At 51.3% G+C, this 20443-nt stretch carries 17 protein-coding genes and 2 pseudogenes; 12 read left to right on the top strand and 7 right to left on the bottom strand.

Translation table 11 applies throughout. The features are described 5' to 3' along the window. Positions 1-47 precede the first annotated feature (47 nt). Both prlC and BM060_RS13550 read left to right on the top strand, forming a co-directional pair. On the top strand, positions 48-2093 hold the full coding sequence (gene prlC / locus BM060_RS13555) for an oligopeptidase A (protein WP_074980558.1): 2046 nt from the start codon (positions 48-50) through the stop codon (positions 2091-2093). Continuing rightward, complete coding sequence (locus BM060_RS13550) at positions 2093-2359, top strand: YheV family putative zinc ribbon protein (RefSeq protein WP_009614774.1); 267 nt, start codon at positions 2093-2095, stop codon at positions 2357-2359. The genes prlC and BM060_RS13550 overlap by 1 nt, the downstream gene beginning before the upstream one ends. 269 nt (positions 2360-2628) lie before the next feature. Here BM060_RS13550 and BM060_RS13545 read toward each other — a convergent pair whose 3' ends face one another. Further along, the gene (locus BM060_RS13545; protein ID WP_074980557.1) at positions 2629-5142 is read right to left on the bottom strand and encodes an EAL domain-containing protein; all 2514 of its coding nucleotides are present in this window, start codon (positions 5140-5142) and stop codon (positions 2629-2631) included. A 319-nt stretch (positions 5143-5461) separates the two neighbouring features. Here BM060_RS13545 and BM060_RS13540 point away from each other — a divergent pair, with 319 nt between their 5' ends. The 3 genes and pseudogenes from BM060_RS13540 to BM060_RS32460 all read left to right on the top strand — a co-directional run bounded on the left by BM060_RS13540 (position 5462) and on the right by BM060_RS32460 (position 8802). After that, positions 5462-7033, top strand: a complete 1572-nt coding sequence (locus BM060_RS13540; RefSeq protein WP_074980599.1) for an inorganic phosphate transporter — start codon at positions 5462-5464, stop codon at positions 7031-7033. Positions 7034-7381: 348 nt separating this feature from the next. Continuing rightward, positions 7382-7618 (top strand): annotated as a pseudogene (locus BM060_RS13535) (PA0069 family radical SAM protein); the annotation flags it as partial. A 161-nt stretch (positions 7619-7779) separates the two neighbouring features. After that, positions 7780-8802 (top strand): hypothetical protein, encoded by a 1023-nt coding sequence (locus BM060_RS32460; protein WP_135499878.1) that lies wholly within the window; start codon positions 7780-7782, stop codon positions 8800-8802. Between the two features lie 307 nt (positions 8803-9109). On the opposite strand, the gene BM060_RS32455 is transcribed toward BM060_RS32460, so the two are convergent. Together BM060_RS32455 and BM060_RS13520 are read right to left on the bottom strand one after the other, a co-directional pair. Next, a complete protein-coding gene (locus BM060_RS32455; protein ID WP_074980555.1) occupies positions 9110-9820 on the bottom strand; it encodes a hypothetical protein in 711 nt (236 codons plus the stop codon). A 340-nt stretch (positions 9821-10160) separates the two neighbouring features. After that, the gene (locus BM060_RS13520) at positions 10161-10598 is read right to left on the bottom strand and encodes a hypothetical protein (protein WP_074980554.1); all 438 of its coding nucleotides are present in this window, start codon (positions 10596-10598) and stop codon (positions 10161-10163) included. A gap of 419 nt (positions 10599-11017) precedes the next feature. Here BM060_RS13520 and BM060_RS13515 point away from each other — a divergent pair, with 419 nt between their 5' ends. The 6 genes from BM060_RS13515 (at position 11018) to BM060_RS32440 (ending at position 14787) form a co-directional block, all read left to right on the top strand. After that, positions 11018-12031 (top strand): hypothetical protein, encoded by a 1014-nt coding sequence (locus BM060_RS13515; protein WP_074980553.1) that lies wholly within the window; start codon positions 11018-11020, stop codon positions 12029-12031. Then, positions 12031-12426 (top strand): hypothetical protein, encoded by a 396-nt coding sequence (locus BM060_RS13510; RefSeq protein ID WP_074980552.1) that lies wholly within the window; start codon positions 12031-12033, stop codon positions 12424-12426. The genes BM060_RS13515 and BM060_RS13510 overlap by 1 nt, the downstream gene beginning before the upstream one ends. A gap of 17 nt (positions 12427-12443) precedes the next feature. Beyond that, positions 12444-13097 carry a hypothetical protein gene (locus BM060_RS13505; protein ID WP_074980551.1) on the top strand — a complete coding sequence of 218 codons (654 nt, stop codon included), beginning with the start codon at positions 12444-12446 and terminating at the stop codon, positions 13095-13097. Positions 13098-13116: 19 nt separating this feature from the next. Continuing rightward, a complete protein-coding gene (locus BM060_RS32450) occupies positions 13117-13764 on the top strand; it encodes a hypothetical protein (RefSeq protein WP_135499879.1) in 648 nt (215 codons plus the stop codon). Then, positions 13761-13955, top strand: a complete 195-nt coding sequence (locus BM060_RS32445) for a hypothetical protein (protein WP_135499880.1) — start codon at positions 13761-13763, stop codon at positions 13953-13955. Before BM060_RS32450 ends, BM060_RS32445 begins: the two co-directional genes overlap by 4 nt. Before the next feature lie 298 nt (positions 13956-14253). Next, positions 14254-14787 (top strand): hypothetical protein, encoded by a 534-nt coding sequence (locus BM060_RS32440; RefSeq protein WP_135499881.1) that lies wholly within the window; start codon positions 14254-14256, stop codon positions 14785-14787. A gap of 24 nt (positions 14788-14811) precedes the next feature. On the opposite strand, the gene BM060_RS13495 is transcribed toward BM060_RS32440, so the two are convergent. From BM060_RS13495 to BM060_RS13485, 4 genes are all read right to left on the bottom strand, one after another. Next, positions 14812-16362, bottom strand: coding sequence for a relaxase/mobilization nuclease domain-containing protein (locus tag BM060_RS13495; protein ID WP_074980549.1), 1551 nt, complete (start codon positions 16360-16362; stop codon positions 14812-14814). Further along, positions 16359-16763: a plasmid mobilization relaxosome protein MobC gene (gene mobC / locus BM060_RS13490; RefSeq protein WP_074980548.1), complete on the bottom strand. Its 405-nt coding sequence runs from the start codon at positions 16761-16763 to the stop codon at positions 16359-16361. Before mobC ends, BM060_RS13495 begins: the two co-directional genes overlap by 4 nt. A gap of 62 nt (positions 16764-16825) precedes the next feature. After that, on the bottom strand, positions 16826-17515 hold the full coding sequence (locus BM060_RS32435) for a hypothetical protein (RefSeq protein WP_135499882.1): 690 nt from the start codon (positions 17513-17515) through the stop codon (positions 16826-16828). 281 nt (positions 17516-17796) lie between these two features. Further along, entirely contained in the window at positions 17797-19425 is a 1629-nt protein-coding gene (locus tag BM060_RS13485; RefSeq protein ID WP_074980547.1) for a recombinase family protein, read from the bottom strand. Between the two features lie 36 nt (positions 19426-19461). On the opposite strand from BM060_RS13485, the pseudogene BM060_RS13480 reads away from it, so the two are divergent. Continuing rightward, positions 19462-20298: pseudogene (locus BM060_RS13480) on the top strand (PA0069 family radical SAM protein); the annotation flags it as partial. Positions 20299-20443 lie beyond the last annotated feature (145 nt).

The raw sequence follows: 20443 nt of genomic DNA, 5'->3' as shown, positions 1-20443 counted from the left end.
GATTGTATTTAAGATGGCCGGGTGTTTCCTCAGCCAAGGTTGCCACCGTGAGCGCGAATCCCCTTCTGCAGTCCTACGACCTGCCGCCCTTCTCCGCCATCCGCCCCGAGCACGTGAAGCCGGCCATCGAGCAGATCCTCGCCGACAACCGCGCCGGCATTGCGCGCATTCTCGCCGAACAGGGCGCCAACCCCAGCTGGGACGGCCTGGTGCTGGCCATGGACGAACTGCACGCGCGCCTGGGCGCGGCCTGGAGCCCGGTGAGCCACCTCAACGCCGTGTGCAACAGCGCCGAGCTGCGCGAGGCCTATGAAGGCTGCCTGCCGCTGCTCTCGGCCTACTGGACCGAACTGGGCCAGAACCGCGAGCTGTTCAAGGCCTACGAGGCCCTGGCCGCCAACCCCGCCGCGGCGAACTTCGACGTGGCGCAGAAGACCATCCTCGAGCACGCCCTGCGCGATTTCCGCCTGTCGGGCATCGATCTGCCGGCCGAGCAGCAGAAGCGCTACGCGGAAATCCAGGCGCGCCTGTCCGAGCTGGGCAGCCGCTTCTCCAACCAGCTGCTGGACGCCACCCAGGCCTGGACCAAGCACGTCACCGACGAGGCGGCGCTGGCCGGCCTGACCGACTCGGCCAAGGCGCAGATGCAGCAGGCCGCGCAGGCCAAGGGCCTGGACGGCTGGCTGATCAGCCTGGAATTCCCCAGCTATTTCGCGGTGATGACCTACGCCGACGACCGCGCCCTGCGCGAAGAGGTCTACGCCGCCTACTGCACCCGCGCCTCCGACCAGGGCCCCAACGCCGGGCAGAATGACAACGGCCCGGTGATGCAGGAAATCCTCGACCTGCGCCAGGAGCTGGCGCGCCTGCTGGGCTACGCCAACTTCTCGGCGCTGTCGCTGGCGACCAAGATGGCCGAATCCCCGGAGCAGGTGCTGCACTTCCTGCGCGACCTGGCGGTGCGCAGCAAGCCCTACGCGCAGCAGGACCTCGACCAGCTCAAGGCCTACGCCGCCGAGCAGGGCTGCGCGCAGCTGCAGAGCTGGGACTCCGGCTACTACGGCGAGAAGCTGCGCGAGGCGCGCTACAGCGTGTCGCAGGAAGCGCTGCGCGCGTACTTCCCGGTGGACAAGGTGCTGTCCGGCCTGTTCGCCATCGTGCAGAAGCTCTACGGCATCCAGATCCGCGAGCTGCATGACTTCGAGCGCTGGCACCCGGACGTGCGCCTGTTCGAGATCGAGGAGAACGGCCAGCACGTCGGGCGCTTCTACTTCGACCTCTATGCCCGCGCCAACAAGCGCGGCGGCGCCTGGATGGACGGCGCCCGCGACCGCCGCCGCGACGCCGCCGGCCAGCTGATCGCCCCGGTCGCCTACCTGGTGTGCAACTTCACCCCGGCGGTGAACGGCAAGCCGGCGCTGCTGACCCACGACGAAGTGACCACGCTGTTCCACGAATTCGGCCACGGCCTGCACCACCTGCTGACCCGCGTCGAGCATGCCGGCGCCTCGGGCATCAACGGCGTGGCCTGGGACGCGGTGGAGCTGCCCAGCCAGTTCATGGAGAACTGGTGCTGGGAGCCCGAGGGCCTGGCGCTGATCTCCGGCCACTACGAGAGCGGCGCGCCGCTGCCCCAGGACATCCTGGAGAAGATGCTGGCGGCGAAGAACTTCCAGTCCGGCCTGATGATGGTGCGCCAGCTGGAGTTCTCGCTGTTCGACTTCGAGCTGCACACCAGCCACGGCGACGGCCGCAGCGTGCTCGACGTGCTCAACGGCGTGCGCGACGAGGTGGCGGTGATGCGCCCGCCGGCGTACAACCGCTTCGCCAACAGCTTCGCGCACATCTTCGCCGGCGGTTACGCGGCCGGTTACTACAGCTACAAGTGGGCCGAAGTGCTGTCGGCCGACGCCTTCTCGCGCTTCGAGGAAGAGGGCGTGTTCAACCCGCAGACCGGCGCGGCCTTCCGCGAGGCCATCCTGGCCAAGGGCGGCTCCCAGGAGCCGATGGCGCTGTTCGTCGCCTTCCGCGGCCGCGAGCCGTCGATCGACGCGCTGCTGCGCCATTCCGGCCTGACCGGGGAGGCTGCGTGATGGCCGAGGTGAAGAAGCGCTTCATCGCCGGCGCGGTATGCCCGGCCTGCAGCGAGCAGGACAAGATCCTGATGTGGGACGAGGACGGCGTGCCGCACCGCGAGTGCGTGGCCTGCGGCTACGCCGACACGCTGAATGCCCAGGGGCAGTCGGTGCCGAAGGAGTTGGCTACGCGGGTCAATACCAGTGGGTTGAAGAAGCCGGATGATCCGAAGGTGCAGGGGGTGCAGTTCTTTCCTAATCCGAAGCTGAAGAAGAAGGATTGAGGTTGCTGGGGGGATTGGTGCTGGGGGTTTAGAGCGCCCTCTCCCTAACCCTCTCCCTGAAGGGAGAGGGGACCGTTCGGCGTGTTCGGGGGTTTCGGCGTTAGCCGGCAAGCTCAGCGACATCCGGCTGAAACCATTTCCTCTCTCGGCACGGACTAGCCCCCTCTCCCTTCAGGGCGGGGCGCGCAGCCGAGGGCTGGGGAGAGGGAGCGGAGTCAACCCGACACACCAGAGCCACCGGCAAACCAGATTCGCGAGCAAGCTCGCTCCTACAACCCCCTCCCCCTCCTCACCAACCACTCCTCCAGCGCCGCCGCCGGCAAGGGCCGCGAGAACAGGTAACCCTGGGCCACCGGGTAGCCCTGCTGGCGCAACAGCTCCAGTTGCGCCTCGTCCTCCACCCCTTCGGCGACCACCATCAGCTCCAGGCTGCGGCCGATGTTCATCACCGCGTCGGTCAGCGCCTGCGCCGCTGCGCCGGCGTTCAGCTCGGCGACGAAGCTGCGGTCGAGCTTCAGTTCGCTGATCGGCAGGCGGTGCAGGTAGCCGAGACTGGAATAGCCGGTGCCGAAGTCGTCCATCGACAGGCGCACGCCCAGGCCATGCACGGCGCGGAGGATGTCGAGGGTCGCCGGGTGGTTGTCCAGCAGCATGCCTTCGGTGATTTCCACCACCAGGTCGGTGCCGGCCAGGCCGTTGCGCTGCAGCAAGTCCTGCAGGCGCACCGGCAGGTCGGGGTCGCGGAAGTCGGCGGGGGACAGGTTGACCGCCACCGCCGGAACGTGGATGCCGCGCCGGCGCCAGTCGGCCAGTTGCCGGCAGGCCTCGCGCAGCACCCACTGGCTGAGTTCGCCGATGATGCCGCACTCCTCGGCCAGGGGGATGAAGCGGTTCGGCGCCACCGCGCCGAGTTGCGGGTGGCGCCAGCGGGCCAGGGCTTCCACCGCGTGCACGCGGCCGTCGTCCAGGCGCACCTGGGGCTGGTAGTGCAGGCTCAGCGCCTGGCGCTGCACGGCCTCGCGCAGCGCGCTTTCCAGGGCCAGGCGTTCCTGGGCGCGCTGGTTCATCTCTTCGCTGAAGAAGCGGTAGCTGCCGCGCCCACCGTTCTTCGCCTGGTACATGGCGATGTCGGCGCGGTGCAGCAGCGTCTCCATGTCCCGGCCGTTGCTGGGGAACAGGCTGATACCGATGCTCGCCAGGGTGATCAGGCTGACGCCGCCCACCCGGTGCGCCAGGGCCAGGCGGGCGAGGATGCGCTCGGCGATCTGCGAGGCGAGCAGGCCGCCGCAGTACGGCAGCACCACCACGAACTCGTCGCCCGACAGGCGCCCCACCAGGCCCTGCTCGCGCACCACTTCCTGCAGGCGCGCCGCCACCAGGCGCAGCAGCTCGTCGCCGGCCGGGTGGCCGAGGGAATCGTTGATCTGCTTGAAGCGGTCCAGGTCGATGAACAGCACCGCCATTTCCGCCTCGTCACTCTCGATGCGCGTCATCGCCTGCTCGGCCTCGGCCAGCAGCAGGCTGCGGTTGGGCAGGCCGGTGAGGGTGTCGTAGAAGGCCAGTTGGCGGATGTGCGCGCGGGCTTCCTCGCGCTCCAGGGCCAGGGCGCAGAGCGGCAGGCTGACGTCCACCAGGCGCAGGTGCAGCTCGTCCGGGCCGCGGCACTGCTCGTAGTAGAAGGCGAAGGTGCCGATGACGCGGCCCTCGCTGTTCTTGATCGGGCTCGACCAGCAGGCCTTCAGGCCCAGGGGCAGCGCCAGATGGCGGTAGTCGTCCCACAACGGGTCGCTGGCGATGTCGCTGACCATCACCGTCTTGCCCCGGTAAGCCGCGGTGCCGCAGCTGCCGGCGCGGGGGCCCATGCGCGCGCCCTCGATGGACTGCGAGAAGGTCTCCGGCAGGCTCGGCGCAGCCAGCGGGTGCATGCGCCCCTGGGCGTCCACGCGCAGGATCGAGGCCTTGACCTCCGGGGCGATGCGCTCCACCTCGCGGCATACCAGGTCCATCACGTCCACCAGCGGGCGCTCGCGCACCAGGGCGTCGAGCACCTTGTTCTGCAGCACTTCATGCAGCTTGGTGTGGGTGATGTCGGTGAGCAGCATCACCGAGTTCACCGGCTGGCCGCGGGCGTCGAGGATGGGGTTGGCCACCACCGAGCACCACAGCGGCCGGCCGATCAGGTCGCGCACCAGCTCTTCGCTGCGGAACAGCCCGGCGCCGGCCTGGCGCCAGCGCCGCACGCTGGCCTGGGGCACCTGCAACAGCTCCGAGGGATAGCGCCCCTGGGCCTGCTCGGCGTTCCAGCCGAACATGCGGCTGAAGCCGGCGTTGACGTAGAGGATGCGCCCCTCGCGGCCGGTGACGATGACCGCGTTGTCGGTCTCGTTGGCGGCCAGCGACAGCACGTCCATCTGCTCGCGCTGGCGGCGCTGCAGGGTGCAGTCCTTGACGAAGGCGGTGAGCAGGCGCTTGCCGTCGAACTCGATGTGCGAGATCGACATCGAGCCCCACAGCCGGCTGCCGTCGCGGCAGCGCATCGGCACCTCGCTGCGGCTGCCGACGATGCCCTCGGTCTCCAGGCTGGCGTCCAGGCGCGGGCGCACCTCCTGGGGCAGCAGCAGGCCGACGTCCTGGCCCAGCACCGCCTCGCGGGAATAGCCCCACAGGCGCTCGGCGGCGGCGTTGAACAGCAGCACGCGGTTGTGCTCGTCCAGCACCACCACGCCATCGATGGCCTGTTCGAGAATCTGCGCGAAGACATCCGGGAGCTGGTCGTAGGGCATGGCTGGCATCCATCTCGGAAACGCACTTGGGCTTTCTTCCTGCATGACAGTGCCCTCGGGTGGCCCACCAGGAAAGCGTAGTGGCTGAAATACTGGCACGGCTAATAGCCATTTGACATATCGCCTGGACCGCCTATCTCGGAAACATTGGAGAACCGCAGCGCCGCCCGGCGGACTAGGCTATTAGGCATTTGCAGGAAGGAGCCGCCAGTGCCCCCTCGCCCCTCCCCCGACACCACAGTCTCCGACAGGGAGCACAGCGGACGTGCTTGACCGTTACCACCTGCTCCAGTCCCTGCGCGCCACGCGCGTCTCGCGCATGCCGGTGAACCCGGTGCTGCAGGAGGTGGCCACGCCCACCGGGCAGGTGCTGTTCTTCCTCCTGCTCGGCGGCGGCCTGGTCTACACCTTCGGCAACCTGGCCCTGGACATCCTCGCCCAGGGCGGCCAGCTGCGCCCCAGCGGCACCCTGCTGGTGCTGGCCCTGGCGCTGCTGATCGCCCTGGGCTTCGAGTTCATCAACGGCTTCCACGACACCGCCAACGCGGTGGCCACGGTGATCTACACCAACGCCCTGCCGCCGCAGGTAGCGGTGGGCTGGTCGGGGCTGTGGAACCTGCTCGGCGTACTCTTCTCCAGCGGCGCGGTGGCCTTCGGCATCGTCACCCTGCTGCCGCTGGACCTGCTGTTGCGGGTGGACAGCGCCGCCGGCCTGGCAATGATCTTCGCCCTGCTCGGCGCCTCCATCCTGTGGAACCTCGGCACCTGGTGGCTGGGCCTGCCGGTGTCGTCGTCGCACACCCTGATCGGCTCCATCGTCGGCGTGAGCCTGGCCCACGGCGTGCTGAGCGGCACGCTGGGCATCGACGGCAGCGCCTGGGAGCAGCTGCAGAAAGTCGGCTACGCCCTGCTGCTGTCGCCGCTGCTGGGCTTCCTCGGCGCCGGCCTGCTACTGCTGGGTATGCGCGCGGTGGCGCGGCGCAAGACGCTGTTCAGCGCCCCCCAGGGGCGCCAGCCGCCGCCGCTGGGCATCCGCGCGCTGCTGGTGCTGACCTGCACCGGGGTGTCCTTCGCCCACGGTTCCAACGACGGGCAGAAGGGCATCGGCCTGATCATGCTGATCCTCGCCGCGCTGATGCCGCTGAGCTTCGCCGTCGACCGCGGCCAGGCGCCGGCCCAGGTGCAGCAGCTGCGCGAACTGGCGCACCGGGCCGAACTGCAGCTGCGCCGGCTGGCCCCGGAAGATATCCCCATGGCCCCGCTCCGGGTGCTGCTGGACTACCAGAGCGAACAGCGCCTGACCCCCGAGGTGCTGCCGGCGCTGGCCGCGCAACTGCACAACATAGGCGCGCGCCTGCGCGGCCACGACGACCTGAGCGGGCTGCCCGACGACGAGGTGCTGGCGCTGCACAACGAGCTGTACCTGAGCGTGGAGACCATCCGCCAGCTCGACCGCACCGAGCAGGTCTTCGACGTCGACACCTGGAGCACCCTGCAGGCCCTGCGCGACCGCAGCCTGGACACCGTCCAGTTCATCCCGCCGTGGGTCAAGGTGGCGGTGGCCCTGGCCCTCGGCCTGGGCACCCTGGTGGGCTGGCGGCGCATCGTCACCACCGTCGGCGAGGGCATCGGCAAGCAGCCGCTGACCTACGCCCAGGGCGCCAGCGCGCAGCTCACCGCGATGCTCACCATAGGCGCGGCGGACATCTATGGCCTGCCGGTGTCCACCACCCAGGTGCTCTCCTCCGGCGTCGCCGGGACCATGACCGCCAACGGCAGCGGCCTGCAATGGCAGACCATCCGCAACATGCTGCTGGCCTGGGTGCTGACGCTGCCGGCGGCGATCTGCCTGGCGGCGCTGCTGTACTGGTTGTTGCGGGTGTTGATCTGAGGTCGGCAATGGCATGAGCGCCGGCCCTGCCGGCGGAATCGCGGATGAATCCGCTCCTACGGGGTGCGGGAGAAACACTCTCGTAGGATGGGTTGAGCGAAGCGATACCCATCACCATTCGTAGGGCGTACAACCGCGAACGGTTGTGCGCCGTTGCCCAACCCGATGTCGGGTTCGGAGCGCCTTGAGGCGGGGCTTCGGGTTTGGCTCCGCAGGGGGCCTGGAGCCATGGTCAAACGGCGGATAACCGCGAACGGTTATCCGCCCTACGCCCGGCCATCCATCGGCAGGGGCTGTCATTCGCATGGGAATACTGTATTTATATACAGTACTTTCTGGAGTCAGCCCATGTCCTCTCCCCTGCCGCCGCGTGGCCGCGGCACCGCCAGCAATCCGCACAACCGCTTCGCGCCGACCCGCAGCGAGGCCGAGGACGACGGCTGGTACCAGGACGAGGCGCCGCCCTGCCGCGCCACCGAGGTGCGGATGGAGCAGGCGAAGACGGTGATCAGCCGCAACCAGTCGCCGGACGTCGGCTTCGACCGCTCGATCAACCCCTACCGCGGCTGCGAGCATGGCTGGATATGTTCAGCGATAGGTGCCAACGTCAAAAGCGGGTTTCCGGTTGCTAGACGCCCGGCAAACGGTGCGTTTAAGTCGACTTTCGGAGCCATTGGCTAAATCCCTCGAAGCATGGATGATGCCTAGACATTCCCGGCGACCTGACCACCGGGTAAACGATCAAAATGCTCAAGGATTCGACGATGCTACAAAGCTATGCTTTCCGTAATCGCGATGGTCTATTAGGGATTTTTCAAAAAGAGGACGACATAGTTCACCTGTATGTTGATAGCCAGTTCTACACATACGAATGCCGAAATTGGAAGGAATGGACTCAACAAGCTGAAAGTGATTACGATAAAAGATTTGCCGGTGGTGACACTTCAAAACCAACAGAAAAGTCAATTTATTTTTATCTACTTAGATTTTGCGAAGGTATTAATATCGACGTGCTCGACTTGGTTGAAGTCGCCAATCCCGGATTTTTCTTCTCGCGAATCAGCAGAGGAAATTTTCAATTCAATTACGTGGGCGATAGCTACTACCAAGAAATTAGAGCCTACCAAGCGATTCAGGATTCACTAGATTCACTCCTTTACGTCGTTGAACCGTCAGAAACAAATTTCGATTCTTACGGCCATAAGATACGTGAGCTTTTGATTTTGGCATGTACTGAGGTCGAATACCTTTTGCTTAGGGTATTGATGGAAAATGGATACCCGCAACAGAAAACCTATAAAACTACCGACTACATTCACTGCTTACCAATACTCAAGCTAAATGAATACAAGGTGGTATTGGGTCAATATCCGAATTTAAAAGTTTTCCAGCCATTTGCGAACTGGAACAAGCAATCACCGACGCAAACGCTTGAATGGTATGACGCATATAACTCAGTGAAGCATAATCGAGGTGGAAGCCTGAAAAATGCCAACTTCAAGAATTTACTTGACGCGATTGCTGCCATTCATATTTTGCTAGAAGCTCAATATGGTAAAAATATTTTCCACAAATGGACTCAATACAAAGACGCCAAGAGTGTGTTTGAGAGCATTTCAAGACCTACATGGCAGCCCTCAGAGATTTCGGTACCAATTTTCGAAGGTTATGAAATAAATCCTAAATGGGTCGGTGCTCTACAATATTTTGCCTGTAACCCGATTCCTAGCAAACCGCCGAAACCGAAATGCGGAACGTGTGGTAAATGACCTTATGGATAAAAGCGGGGTTTACCGGTTGCTATACGCCCGGCAAACGGTGCGTTTTAGATCGAGGTGGTTTTGAGTGCAGGGACTTGTACCTGTGCGAAAAATCACCGGATACGCGGTGTATGGCCGCTACGCGGTGCGGTGCAGTGGCCCCGCTATTCTGGTGGTCGCTTCGCTTCCTAAAAAGAAAGTTCAAAGGCGAAATAAACCGCCAAGGTATCAAGATTATTCCGCTTGTGGATAAAACGGAAAATTGACACAAGAAACGAAAAAAGCCCTTTATTGGGCCTTTTGTTTTTGACTAGCTTTAATATTTGAGCATATCAACTAAAACTTTATAATGCGGTATTTTTTCATTAAATACGGCCATAAACTCAACGCCGCCGAACTCAAAGCATGGGTGAAAAAGTGATTGCCTTGTTGCTTTCTTTTCTTCACTTTCTAGCTCTTGATAGTCATAAGGCTTGCTACCAGCAATCAAAGTAAAGTAACCAATGTTGCATTTTATTTTTTTAAAAACTCGTCCGTTTTTTACAAGTGATATTCTTACAACGTATTCTTTTCTAACTTCTTGAAATTTGAAAAAGTCAGTTTCAGGTTTTTCTATAAATACTTCCCACACTGCCGGGTCAAAATCAACTTTATTGGTCGCTTTCTTCTCAACGTCAGAGGCGAGATAATCAGTATATTTTTTTATTTGAGAAAGCGAAGAAACTGATTTGTATGTTTTCGCAACGCAAAGTTTTATCGCCGCAAAATCATAGTCATGCTCATCAAGGTCAATAATATGGATCTTTTTAGATCTCGCCTCTGTGTATTCATCGGACTTGAAATAGTCCTTAAATACAGCATTTGCGACATTTATACCAGTCGCGTAATTGCTCACAATGAAATACTTGTTTGATCTGTGGTTTGTGTATGTTGTGTCTTTGCTGAGCACGGCAGCAGAACGAAAAGCATCGTAAGCTAATTGTCTAACGTCGAATTTCTTTGGTTTAGTGATAATTGTATTTAGCATAAATCTCCTTTTTTGATTTCATACTTTTATTAAATCATATTAAAAAACCTTGTCAAATTAAACCGCCAAACTTTTTGATAGTTAAATGGTTATTGTCAAACCCTATTTGAAATTAAGGTTCAACGTTAAATATATTTTCAACCTGCTATTGACACGAAGTTAATGGCTTATTTAAGCCATAAATCGACTGTCGTAAAAATGGTAACTTCGAAAAATATCGGAAATTTCTTAAAATAATTTTGGCGATATTTTCATAAAAATATTTTTGCGGAATAAACCGCCAAGAACTCACTGGCATAAAAAAAGCCCCGGTGAAGGGGCTTCATGGTGTCGCTAGATTTTAGATCTTTTCGGCTTTCAGTTTGTCGATCAAAGCTTCAAACGTATCAACCTCGTTTTTCTTCATCAAGTCAGCTAAGAACAAAGCATAAGTCTTAAATCCTTTGTCTTTCATTGCTTGACTAGCAATGCCTTGCTTAGCTTTCTTCAAAATGAACTCAACGCCATCAATCGTAACTTTCCACTTATCGCTAGGCTCTTTAGGAGTCTTCGGTACGTTCTCGCTCACGCTTTTGCGTGTTTTAGCCGGGGTTTCTAAGTGATAGTAGGAAAGCACCACACTAACAAAATCAGCCTCGTTATAGCCGTGTTTCTCCCGCAAAGCATCCAGCTCTTCAACCAGATCAAGCACTTTGGCTTCGTTTGCATCAGCTTTAAGACTTTCGATCTGTGCTTCTAGCGATTTTTGCTGTGCAAGTAGATCAAGCAATTTAGACATTTCAACGATCCATGGTTGGGTTTTTCAGGATCATAATTTCAAAAAATTAGCTTGTCAAAATAAACCGCCAAGGATAAAGCAGTTAAGGGTTTAAGATTTTAGATCCACCAGAATGGCTTTTGACGTTCTGCCCTCATATTATATATAGATTTACGTAGTAAATATCTTATACCCCCTTACAACATTCAAAAAAGCCCGCAAGAATAAGAGAAATCTAAAAATTTGGGTTATAGCATTTTATTTTTATTCGATTTTGGGTTAAAGCATTTTATTTTTTTTAGGGGTTTATACTTAGAATATTGAGTTTTTCAAAAGCATTAAAGTATGGTTAAAGCAATTTATAAACTTTTTCCTGTTTTTATCCTTGTAATTTCTTTTTTTAATGGTTCAATATAAGTGTTAACAAGGAAAAATTAACCGTGGAATATAAATTAAAAGAAATCATTGGAAAAAACGGCAAGCCTCGTAGAGTACGAGCATTAACTACATTTATTTCAGTACCTAGAATTTTTCTAGTTCTGCCGCTTTTCAATATCATCAATAGTAGCGAAGGTTTTGGCGATACTATCAAAATTGATAAGCATCAAAATGCTAGAAATATAGAGTTCACAAACGTACAGCTAACGATAGACAATGACTTTGACGTTTTTCTATTTATATTAAGAAGGGTTTTGAATAGCAATAATACATCAATTGAGTTCACGACCAGCGAAATGATGGATGAATTAAAAATCGACAAAGTTAATAGAGCACAGTACTTAAAGACTTTTATTAAGTCGGTTGAACGACTAAGCAAAATACACGTCAGGTATATTGATTATGTCAACGGCGAATGGGAACGTAATTTTTTCAGTTTTATTGACGGAAAACTTACAAAAACAAAAGGCGTGATTGAAGTTTCAAAATTTTTCATTCAGTTTTTTGGAAGCCTTAAAGAGCTTTATGAGTTAAACCCTGAAATTTTAAGTGCATTAACAAAGTACCAACGTATTTTGTACGTCTTGTATGTGTGCAACAGAATGAGCACAACAAACCATTTTAGCGTTGATATGCTCAAAGAAAGATTCAACATCAACAGTGAAAAAATGCCTGACAAAACATTCATTAAAAGCATTCGAGATGCAAATAATGATCTTGTGTTCCTTGGTTTGATTACCGGCTTTCAAGAAATTAAAGAATTAGATAATCAAGGAAAAAACAACAGCCCGAAAAAGCCGACCGAAAAGTTTGAGGTTGATTACTCGTACAAATCACTTTATCCAAAAGTAGAAGAACTTGAAAAATTAAAAGAAAAGGCTGAAATACTTAAAGCTCAAAAGAGACAAAAGAAAGCTGTTAAAAAACTGAATTTAGACGCTTTTAATGATGATCTAGATGACGCATTCAAAGAAGAAATTGAACGCCAAAACAACATAAATAAAGAGGTGGAATAATGGAAGAACAAGAAATCAAAGAAATCGACTTAAAGCACGTCAGCGTTGCCGCTCAGGCGTTGATTACGCACATTGAAAGCATATTGCCAAAGATCCCTAGTGACCGCGTTAAAACGCTCGTAGCGATGAAATTAAGCACTGCCATTAGCCAAGGTGGTAATGAGGCTATGTTGCGTCAGATTTTGCTTTTAGCTGTTACAGCAATCGAAAGTAGTGAACTCATAGAACACAAAATGGACACGAATGATCTTCAATACAATATTATTACTGGGGAAATACTAAGTGAAATTGACTGTATCCCTGCGATGAATCAAATCATAAAAGTGAAAAAAGAAGTGGAAGATTCATTGAAAAGCAAAGGACCAAAAAACAACCAAAAACCGCCAGCGGTTTAACATCGATCAGGAGCAAGATGAATGTAAGAAATGTAATCACTTTTTTAACGCTGCTTTTCCTTCCAATCGTCGCATTCGCTGATGATGCAACCGCCGCCCGTGTTGAACTCATTTCGGCCAACATCGTGCTAATCAAGCGTGTTATTTTCTTGATCGGATTTATCGTATTTATTTCGGGTGCGTACAAGCTCACTTTGATTACCGAACAAGGTAATAAAATGGGAAAAAGTGTCCCGCTCGTTTTCCTAATTGTTGGTGCTGTTCTTATGAATATTACGCTTGCCATTGGTGTATTCGGTAATACCTATTTTAAAGCCGGTGATTTCTGTTTTGTCGTATCAGATGACGCGATAAATAACGCTTGTATGAATACGGAAGTATCGGGCCTTACAGGTGAAGTAAAAGCACGAATTGAAAAGCTTTCAAGCGGTAGCACTGCTGAAGAATTTTTGCAAAATTTTCAAATCATCATCGGTATTTTTCAAGTTATCGGATTGATTTATTTCGCTGTCGGGAGTTACGGGATTGCACAAGTTTCAAACGGATCATCAAAAGAAAATGGCTATGGAAAACCCATAATCACGATGTTTGCATCTGCTTTGATTGTTGATATTCCACACACTGCAATGATGGCGATCAATACGCTCGAAAAAATCGGAATCAACTTTTAAATTAACCAAGGAGGAAATTATGAAAAAAACGATGTTGCTTTTAACGCTTTTATACTCAGTCAATGCTTTTGCTGTTAATGATTTTTGTGAAGACGGTTGCACACTTAAAGAAATCGAGGCGAAAAACAAAGCGAATTACAAAACCCATGAACAATGGGTAATTCATAATGAAGCACTTGAAGCCGAGGAATATCGCCAGTGGGTTCAAGAACACCGTGAAGCACAAGCTAGGGCAGATGCTTTGCCTAAATCTGTTTACGTCCCCGGCACGCAATACAGGACGTGTGTGCAAGACGTTTATGAGCAAGCCGCTGGCTTCCTTGGTGAAGATGCAAATACTCAAATTTCAGTCAGTCAAGACACTAGTGAAAAATGTAGTTTCATCGTCACTAGATTTGATGATCAAAGTCATGCTTGCGAAAATCTTTCAGCACTGTCAGGAATGGCGAGAATGATGAGTTATCAAGAAGAAACATGTAGATATGAGAAAGAAAAGTGGAGGTTATACGAACAGTATAGAGATGTAGTTTATACGCCAGCATGGACGCATAGCGTTGAGCTTGAATATTTGAATAAATTGAAACCTATCGAGCTGAAACACAAGGAAAATGTAGATAAATGGATTGAGCAGGAAAAACAAAAAAACAAAAAAGGGGGAGCACTATGAACAAAGAAAGTTGGGTTGATGTAATTGAATATTTAGGTATTCGTATCGTTACTAAAAAGCAAGAAATTGAATACTACAAAAATAATGCCGGTTACACCAACGAAGAAAAGAAAAAGCTAATTAACGAACGTTTGCACTACATCAAATCGTTAGAAGCTGAAATTTTTTACATCACGTTTTTCATAAAATAACAGAAGCCCCAACCGGGCTTTTTTCTCGTATTTGATTTTTTAATATTATTATATATAATAATATTAACAACATCATTTCCAACATGAAAAATTCAAAAATTCTTTTCTATTCTCACTTCGCAGTGATTGCGTCAAGTGCCTTTTTACTTTCAGTTTTGTCTTCAATGCCAGAAGCCATACCAACGCACCACTTGATATTTTTAATCGGCATTCAAGTATTCGCAGTTTTTTGTTTATACAAATTGCACTGCATTGCCAAGAAAGGAGAACAAACAAACAACAATAACGAGGTATCACAATGATCAAGCTTTCACTTTTAACCATCGCATTATTTTCTTCAATTTCCGTTCAAGCGGCTTATGTCATAAAAATCCCTATGGAGCAAAATCTAGGTGGTTCATTGCCAACCAGTTCAATCGCCTTCGTTGGTGGAATCGGTGGGGGTTCTACTTCACCAGTAACGCCAGATCCAAAACCAGAAGAACCAGAGCAAAAACCAGAAGAACCATCAAGGGAAAGCGTTTGTGCTTCTGCGAAGCAAAATGTTATCAGCATCGCAGCATCACAAAATTTAGGCGTAACCGTTAAATACATTTCGCCGTTACCGGCTGACAAATGCGTTTTAATGGTTATGTCTATTGGGAAATTTACAGATAAAGCGGCATTAGTAAATTTTGGCAACTCAGTTGCAAGATTGAATATTGAAAATTATTCAATTGGAATTGAAAGATACAGCAGCACGACAGTAGATATGTTTATAAGCTCTGTAACGACTGACGTAAGCACACAAGCTGATAAAATTTGGTCACGATACCAAACAGACAAGAAATAAAAAGAACGCCTAAAAAGGCGTTTTTTAATCGGGTCTTGGCATGTTTCGTCTTCTCCTTTCGTTTTGATAATGTACATCTTCCGCTTCATTTTTTTGAGTTTGAATTCCTGCGTCAAGAGCACGCATTTCAGAAAGCTTTTCTTCCATAGTTCCCGCTGAAAAGCTGTTTGTCATATCACTCATTTTATCTAATGCACCATCAAGCAAACTAGCAGCGATTTCTACGGTTTTACTCCCGACAGCTTTTGCTGCACCGCCAATGCCGTTTTCGTTTTTTGGATCTTTGGTTTTTTCGACCGGTTTTCCAGTTGGTAAAGACTTAGTGTTATTTTGCTCAGTTGGCTTCTTGAACGCTTGGTTTTCAAGCTTCATTTTTTCAAGCTGTGCTTTGTCTTGTGCAGTCGGCTCATAGCCTTTGAGTGAATAACCTTTTTTATCAAGATTCATCATGTGAAATTGAAGCCATACCACACGCTTGAATGCTTCATCACCTTTGATATGCAAGGTGTCTGATTTGCCGCTCTCAGTGAGCTTTTGCAAGCCCGCTTTGATCACCATTGGGCTAATGCTATTGAAATGAGCGGTGCCGTTTGCATAGCTGAACGCTTTGCGGTGCGAGCCTTTGAAACGGTATGAATGACCATCATCAGTATCGAAACGAGTATCAAGGACGCGGTTAGATTTAATCCTGCGTTCGGTAATGGCTGATTGTTGATCATGAAAATCACCGCCAATGCTTCCAAAATCACGCACAGGGGCCGTTTTCACGCCAAGACGTGCAAGCGTGTCGGAGAACTGGGGATCGTCGCCAAAACGGGCTTTTAGAGCTTTATACGATGCACCGACATCGGAAGCCTTGAAGATCTGGCCGTCTTTCTCCAGGGAATAGCCAGTGTTGCCGTTGAGGATCAGGGTGTAGCCATCGGCATCAAGGAATTCGAGGAACTCGCCAGCGGTCATAGCTTTGTCAGTCGAAGCATTTACAGCTTCTTTAAATTTTGACTTTTCAGACTTGATACCGCGATTTTCAAGCCTGTATTCGTTCGATGGTTGGGGATTTGTAGGCATTTCGGGTTTTAGGAATTTTCTGTTTTCAACGACTTTCAAACCATTTTCGATTTCTGTTTTGTGAAGAGCTTTTTCAAACAAAGCATAATCGTAAAGCTGTTCGTATACCTTGCCGCTGTTATCTCTTTTATTCCAGATCAAGTGAACATGGATTTTATCCGTATCAGTGTGAACGGCCCAGCGGTGCCTGTGTTTGTCTATATTAAGAACCTCACGCCATACGCCCAAGGCTAATTCAGCCGCTTTTTCGGGTGTGATTTTATCGGAAGCGTCAAAGCTGATCATTTCGTGCAAGCCTTGAACTTCTTGTTTTCTTCCCGTTTTACCATCGTGTTTATTGTTAACCTGATCGCACTTCTTAACGCCCAGCTTCACATAATCTTTGATACTGGTGCTTTCAAATTTTACTTCACTACCGCCAACCAATGCGGCTTTTGATAGTGCATAATTCATTGAACGGCCTATGGCTGCACTGTCAGGTAATTTGCTTAATTTTTTCCTGATCATTTTTTACCTCTCTTCTTGATTACTGTTTTTTTTGTTCTTGTAGAAATCCAATCAGATAGATAATCAAAACGTGATGTTGATTTTTCGATGACTCTCAAAGCCGCGACGATTGTCTGTCTATTTTTTTCTGTAAGTTGTTCATCGGAATTCAATTTAGTCGAAATTTGGTTAATGTTGTTGCCGATGCTTTCCAACTGACTTTCAATGTCTTTCAAGGTTTCTTGAATTTTTTCAGCAGAAGCAATTAAAGCAGGATTATTGAACTCGACTGTTTGAGCAAAGCCATCGTTAATGACTTTTTTGATTATTGCTGTTTTAGTCATTGATAGACTAGAAGCGAGGGTGTTTAGTTTTTCTATGTCTTCTCTTCTAACGCGGATTGATATTTTGTCTTGTGCCATGTTTCTCCTGATCGATGTGTTTTATTTGGTGAACAAAGGCCGGGGCCTGTTGTTCGTTTACATCAAATGTTTCCTTCTGCTAAATCAATGATTGCGATTGAAATAGCCTTTATAGCTGACTGTTCGCTTTCCGTTAAATCTGTGTAACCTTCACGATCACCATCTGCAAGGCGTTCGATAATATCGCATAGAGTTGTGATTAATTGGCTTGTGGCGTGCTCGCTGAACATGCCACTCATAAAGCGATTATAAGAATATGAGTCATATCCTAGATGACGATTACAAATATCATTAACTACTATATTTAGAGCCTTGAACCTTTCAAGCCTTTCGGTTTTAAATTCAAAGTAAAGTGCTTGGTCGTTTCTTGGTGCTGCTTTAAATCTGCCGATAATATGCTCATAAGCATTTGAGATCTTAATCGCTTCCATCTGAGCGGCTGCACGACTTTCAGCATCTTTTTCATTAATAGTGTTTTGTTTTTTGATAACCGTTTCACCTATTGGTGTAACAATTTCATCACCAAAGTCAAAGTCATTGCTATCTTCAAAATCGAAATCGTTAGTGTCTTTTTTGTCTGTCATAATTTTCCTCATTTTTACGTTGGTTTTTGAACAATGAGCATCAGCTAATTGTTCGGGTCTTGCTTTTGATTTCCTGTAATGTCCGAAAGCATTACAGGGACTTGCTTTTGCTTTACCATTTTCAAACGAAGTGTAGAAAATCAAGTAGGAAACGGAATAAAAAAGCACGGAGTGTTTTTTATGACCGGCAATTTAACGAAGTTAAATGTCGGACGTTTCCATTGCTTGCCTGTTCTTTCTAGACTTCATATAAATGTTGTATCATATATTTTAATGTTTTCAATAGCGTCCGACATTTTTGTCCGACATAGAAAGCGTCCGACATTTTTGAAAACGTATGACAAAACGTCCGACATTTAACCGTTTGATTTTTAGACCGCATAAAAAAAGGCCATCTATAAATAGACAGCCTCTTTAATAAGTTTGATGGTTAGACTTATTGCGGTGCTTTATTCTTGTGATTGATAACCTGCTTTAAGATCAAACCGTTCTTCGTCCTCTGGCTCAAATTCAGGCGGCTCAAATCCTATGATCTGATCTCCGGTGTTGCCATCTTGATCTATAAATCGCTGGACGCCGTTAAAGAATTCGATTTCAAGGCCGGTTTCGAGATAGTCAATACGAATATGCTTAATGATCTTTTTAAGTTCGCTGTTGTATCTCACACGTTTTTCAATGGATTCATCAGAGCGATCATAAATTATTTCGCTAATGTCATTTGATTTCAAACCAGAGAACGATTTTTCGGACATGTATATTTGATCAAGCTTTTTACTTTCGCTTTCGATTTCTTGATCTATGTGTGTGCGGTTGCTTTCTAGTTCTGCGATCAACTCGTTGTAAGTAGATGGTATGGTTTTACCACTCATAATCATGTTTTTAACGTCAATCTTGAAGTCGTCAAGCCTGCTAGTTATTTGATCTCTGTTCGCTTTCATTTTCATGATTTTTGTTTTCAGTTCCTCGGCCTGTGTGTTTTCTTCTAGCAAGGCAGAAACATTCAAACCATCTGTGAAAGCAAAGAACATCGAAAACAGTTTTTTGCCACGAATCGACAATTGACCAAAATGACTATTTAGATCGCATTTGCCAGTCATCGAATTTGTGCAAATAAAATAATCTCTTTCACCCTTATTCATATAGCGGATGGTGCCACCACACCACTTGCAATAAATCAGGTCACGAAAGACGTTATATCGTTGATTAGAGTATCTACCGGCAAAAGGTCTACGGGATTTGATGACTTCTTGAACTTGATAGAAAAGTTTTTCATCGACAACAGCCGGGTAATAATTTGGTATGGCTTCGCCTTCGTCTTTCCGTTTCAGTTGTCCAGATTCGTCATAATGGATTTTTTGCGGCGAATGTTCGCCAATAAGCTTTCGATTACTCAATAGGTATTGTGTCTGGTGAATGGCGAGCTTTTCACTATATAGTTCGTTATATTCTCGCGTAGCTTCTTGTAGACCTTTCGACAGTGAAAGCTTGAAAAGCGTGTTAATTCGTTCGACTTTTGCATGATCAATGACAAAGGCGTTATTTTCGACTTTTAGCCACGTTGGCACCTTTTTAGTAACGATTTCACCGGCCCGCATTTTCTCGCGATTAAATCGCCATGCTTTGCTTGAAAAATCGCTTTTCCGCTCGCTCTCTGCGTTCGCACGTTCAAACTCTACAAGGGCACTGATCCAGTCTCCAAAATCGAGATTTTCAGCGTCATAGATTTTGTTTTTATCAAGAATGACAATCTTGATACCGGCGTAAAGCAGATCGGTAAAAATCTTATTACTGCGAACAATTTTGTCCCGCGAAAGCCGGTCGAAGTTTTCGATCAACAGATATGAACCCTTGTCGATTTCACCCATGCGGACTTGCCGCAGGAATTGACCAAGCACACCTTCGGCCCCTGCGTTTTTACCCCTGTGTGCTGACGTACCAGCGTCTTCAAGGTGTCGATCAACGTCTAGACCATGCTTAGTGACGAAAGCGTCTATAAGCTCGTTTTGGCGGGCACGGGTGCTGCCGTCCTCTTGGCGGGTCGATGAGAATCGAACGTAAGGAAAGCATTTTTTGGTCATTTTTAGTCACCCCGTGCGATGGAACGTATAGCCTAACATGTCTGCATCTACTGCTTCGCGCGGCCCAGCCACGCCTACTGGGACCTGTCGCCGGGCATCGACTTCGAGACGCGGCTGATCGCCAAGACCAACCTCGCCGAGCGCCTGGAGGCGGAGCTTAGCAAGCCCGGCTACGTGCCGCGGCCGATCGCCCTGGGCATCAACACCGATGCCTACCAGCCGCTGGAGCGCGAGCAGCGCCTGACGCGCCAGGCGCTGGAAATCCTGCTGCGCTTCCGCCACCCGCTGCACATCATCACCAAGGGCTCGCTGATCCTGCGCGACCTCGACCTGCTGGGCGAACTGGCCAGCCTCAACCTGGTCAGCGTGGCCTTCAGCCTCACCACCCTGGACAACGAGCTCAAGCGCATCATGGAGCCGCGCACCGCCAGCCCCGGCGCGCGCCTGCGCGCCATGCGCACCCTGCACGAGCACGGCGTGCCGGTCAGCGCGGTGCTGGCGCCGATGATCCCGATGGTCAACGACATGGAGCTGGAGCGCCTGCTGGAAGCCGCCCGCGACAACGGAGCGCGTTCGGCCGGCTACATCCTCCTGCGCCTGCCGCTGGAGATTTCCGAGCTGTTCCAGCAATGGCTGCAGGCGCACTTCCCCGACCGCGCCGAGCACGTGATGAGCCTGATCCGCCAGAGCCGCGGCGGCAAGGACTACGACAGCCGCTTCGGCACGCGCATGCGCGGGGAAGGCGTGTTCGCCGAACTGCTGGCCAAGCGCTTCCAATTGGCCGCCCGCCGCCTCGGACTGGACCGCCGCGACTACGGTGGGCTGGACTGCTCGCTGTTCCAGGTCCCCCGGGCGCAGATGAGCCTGTTCTGAGGCGGCGCATTCACATCATCGGGCCATGATAGCTTGTCGGCATCATCGGCGATCTTGCCTCAAAAACATCTGTAACGTGCGAGATAGAGCGATTATTTAATTTTTGATTAATCTTCCTTGTCTAGGGTTGCGTGAACAGGATGAC

The sequence above is a fragment of the Pseudomonas citronellolis genome, from assembly GCF_900112375.1.
In the GTDB taxonomy this organism is placed as follows: domain Bacteria; phylum Pseudomonadota; class Gammaproteobacteria; order Pseudomonadales; family Pseudomonadaceae; genus Pseudomonas; species Pseudomonas citronellolis.
The sequence above is the reverse complement of the archived record's forward strand: the minus strand, read 5'-3'. Positions and strand labels throughout refer to the sequence as shown.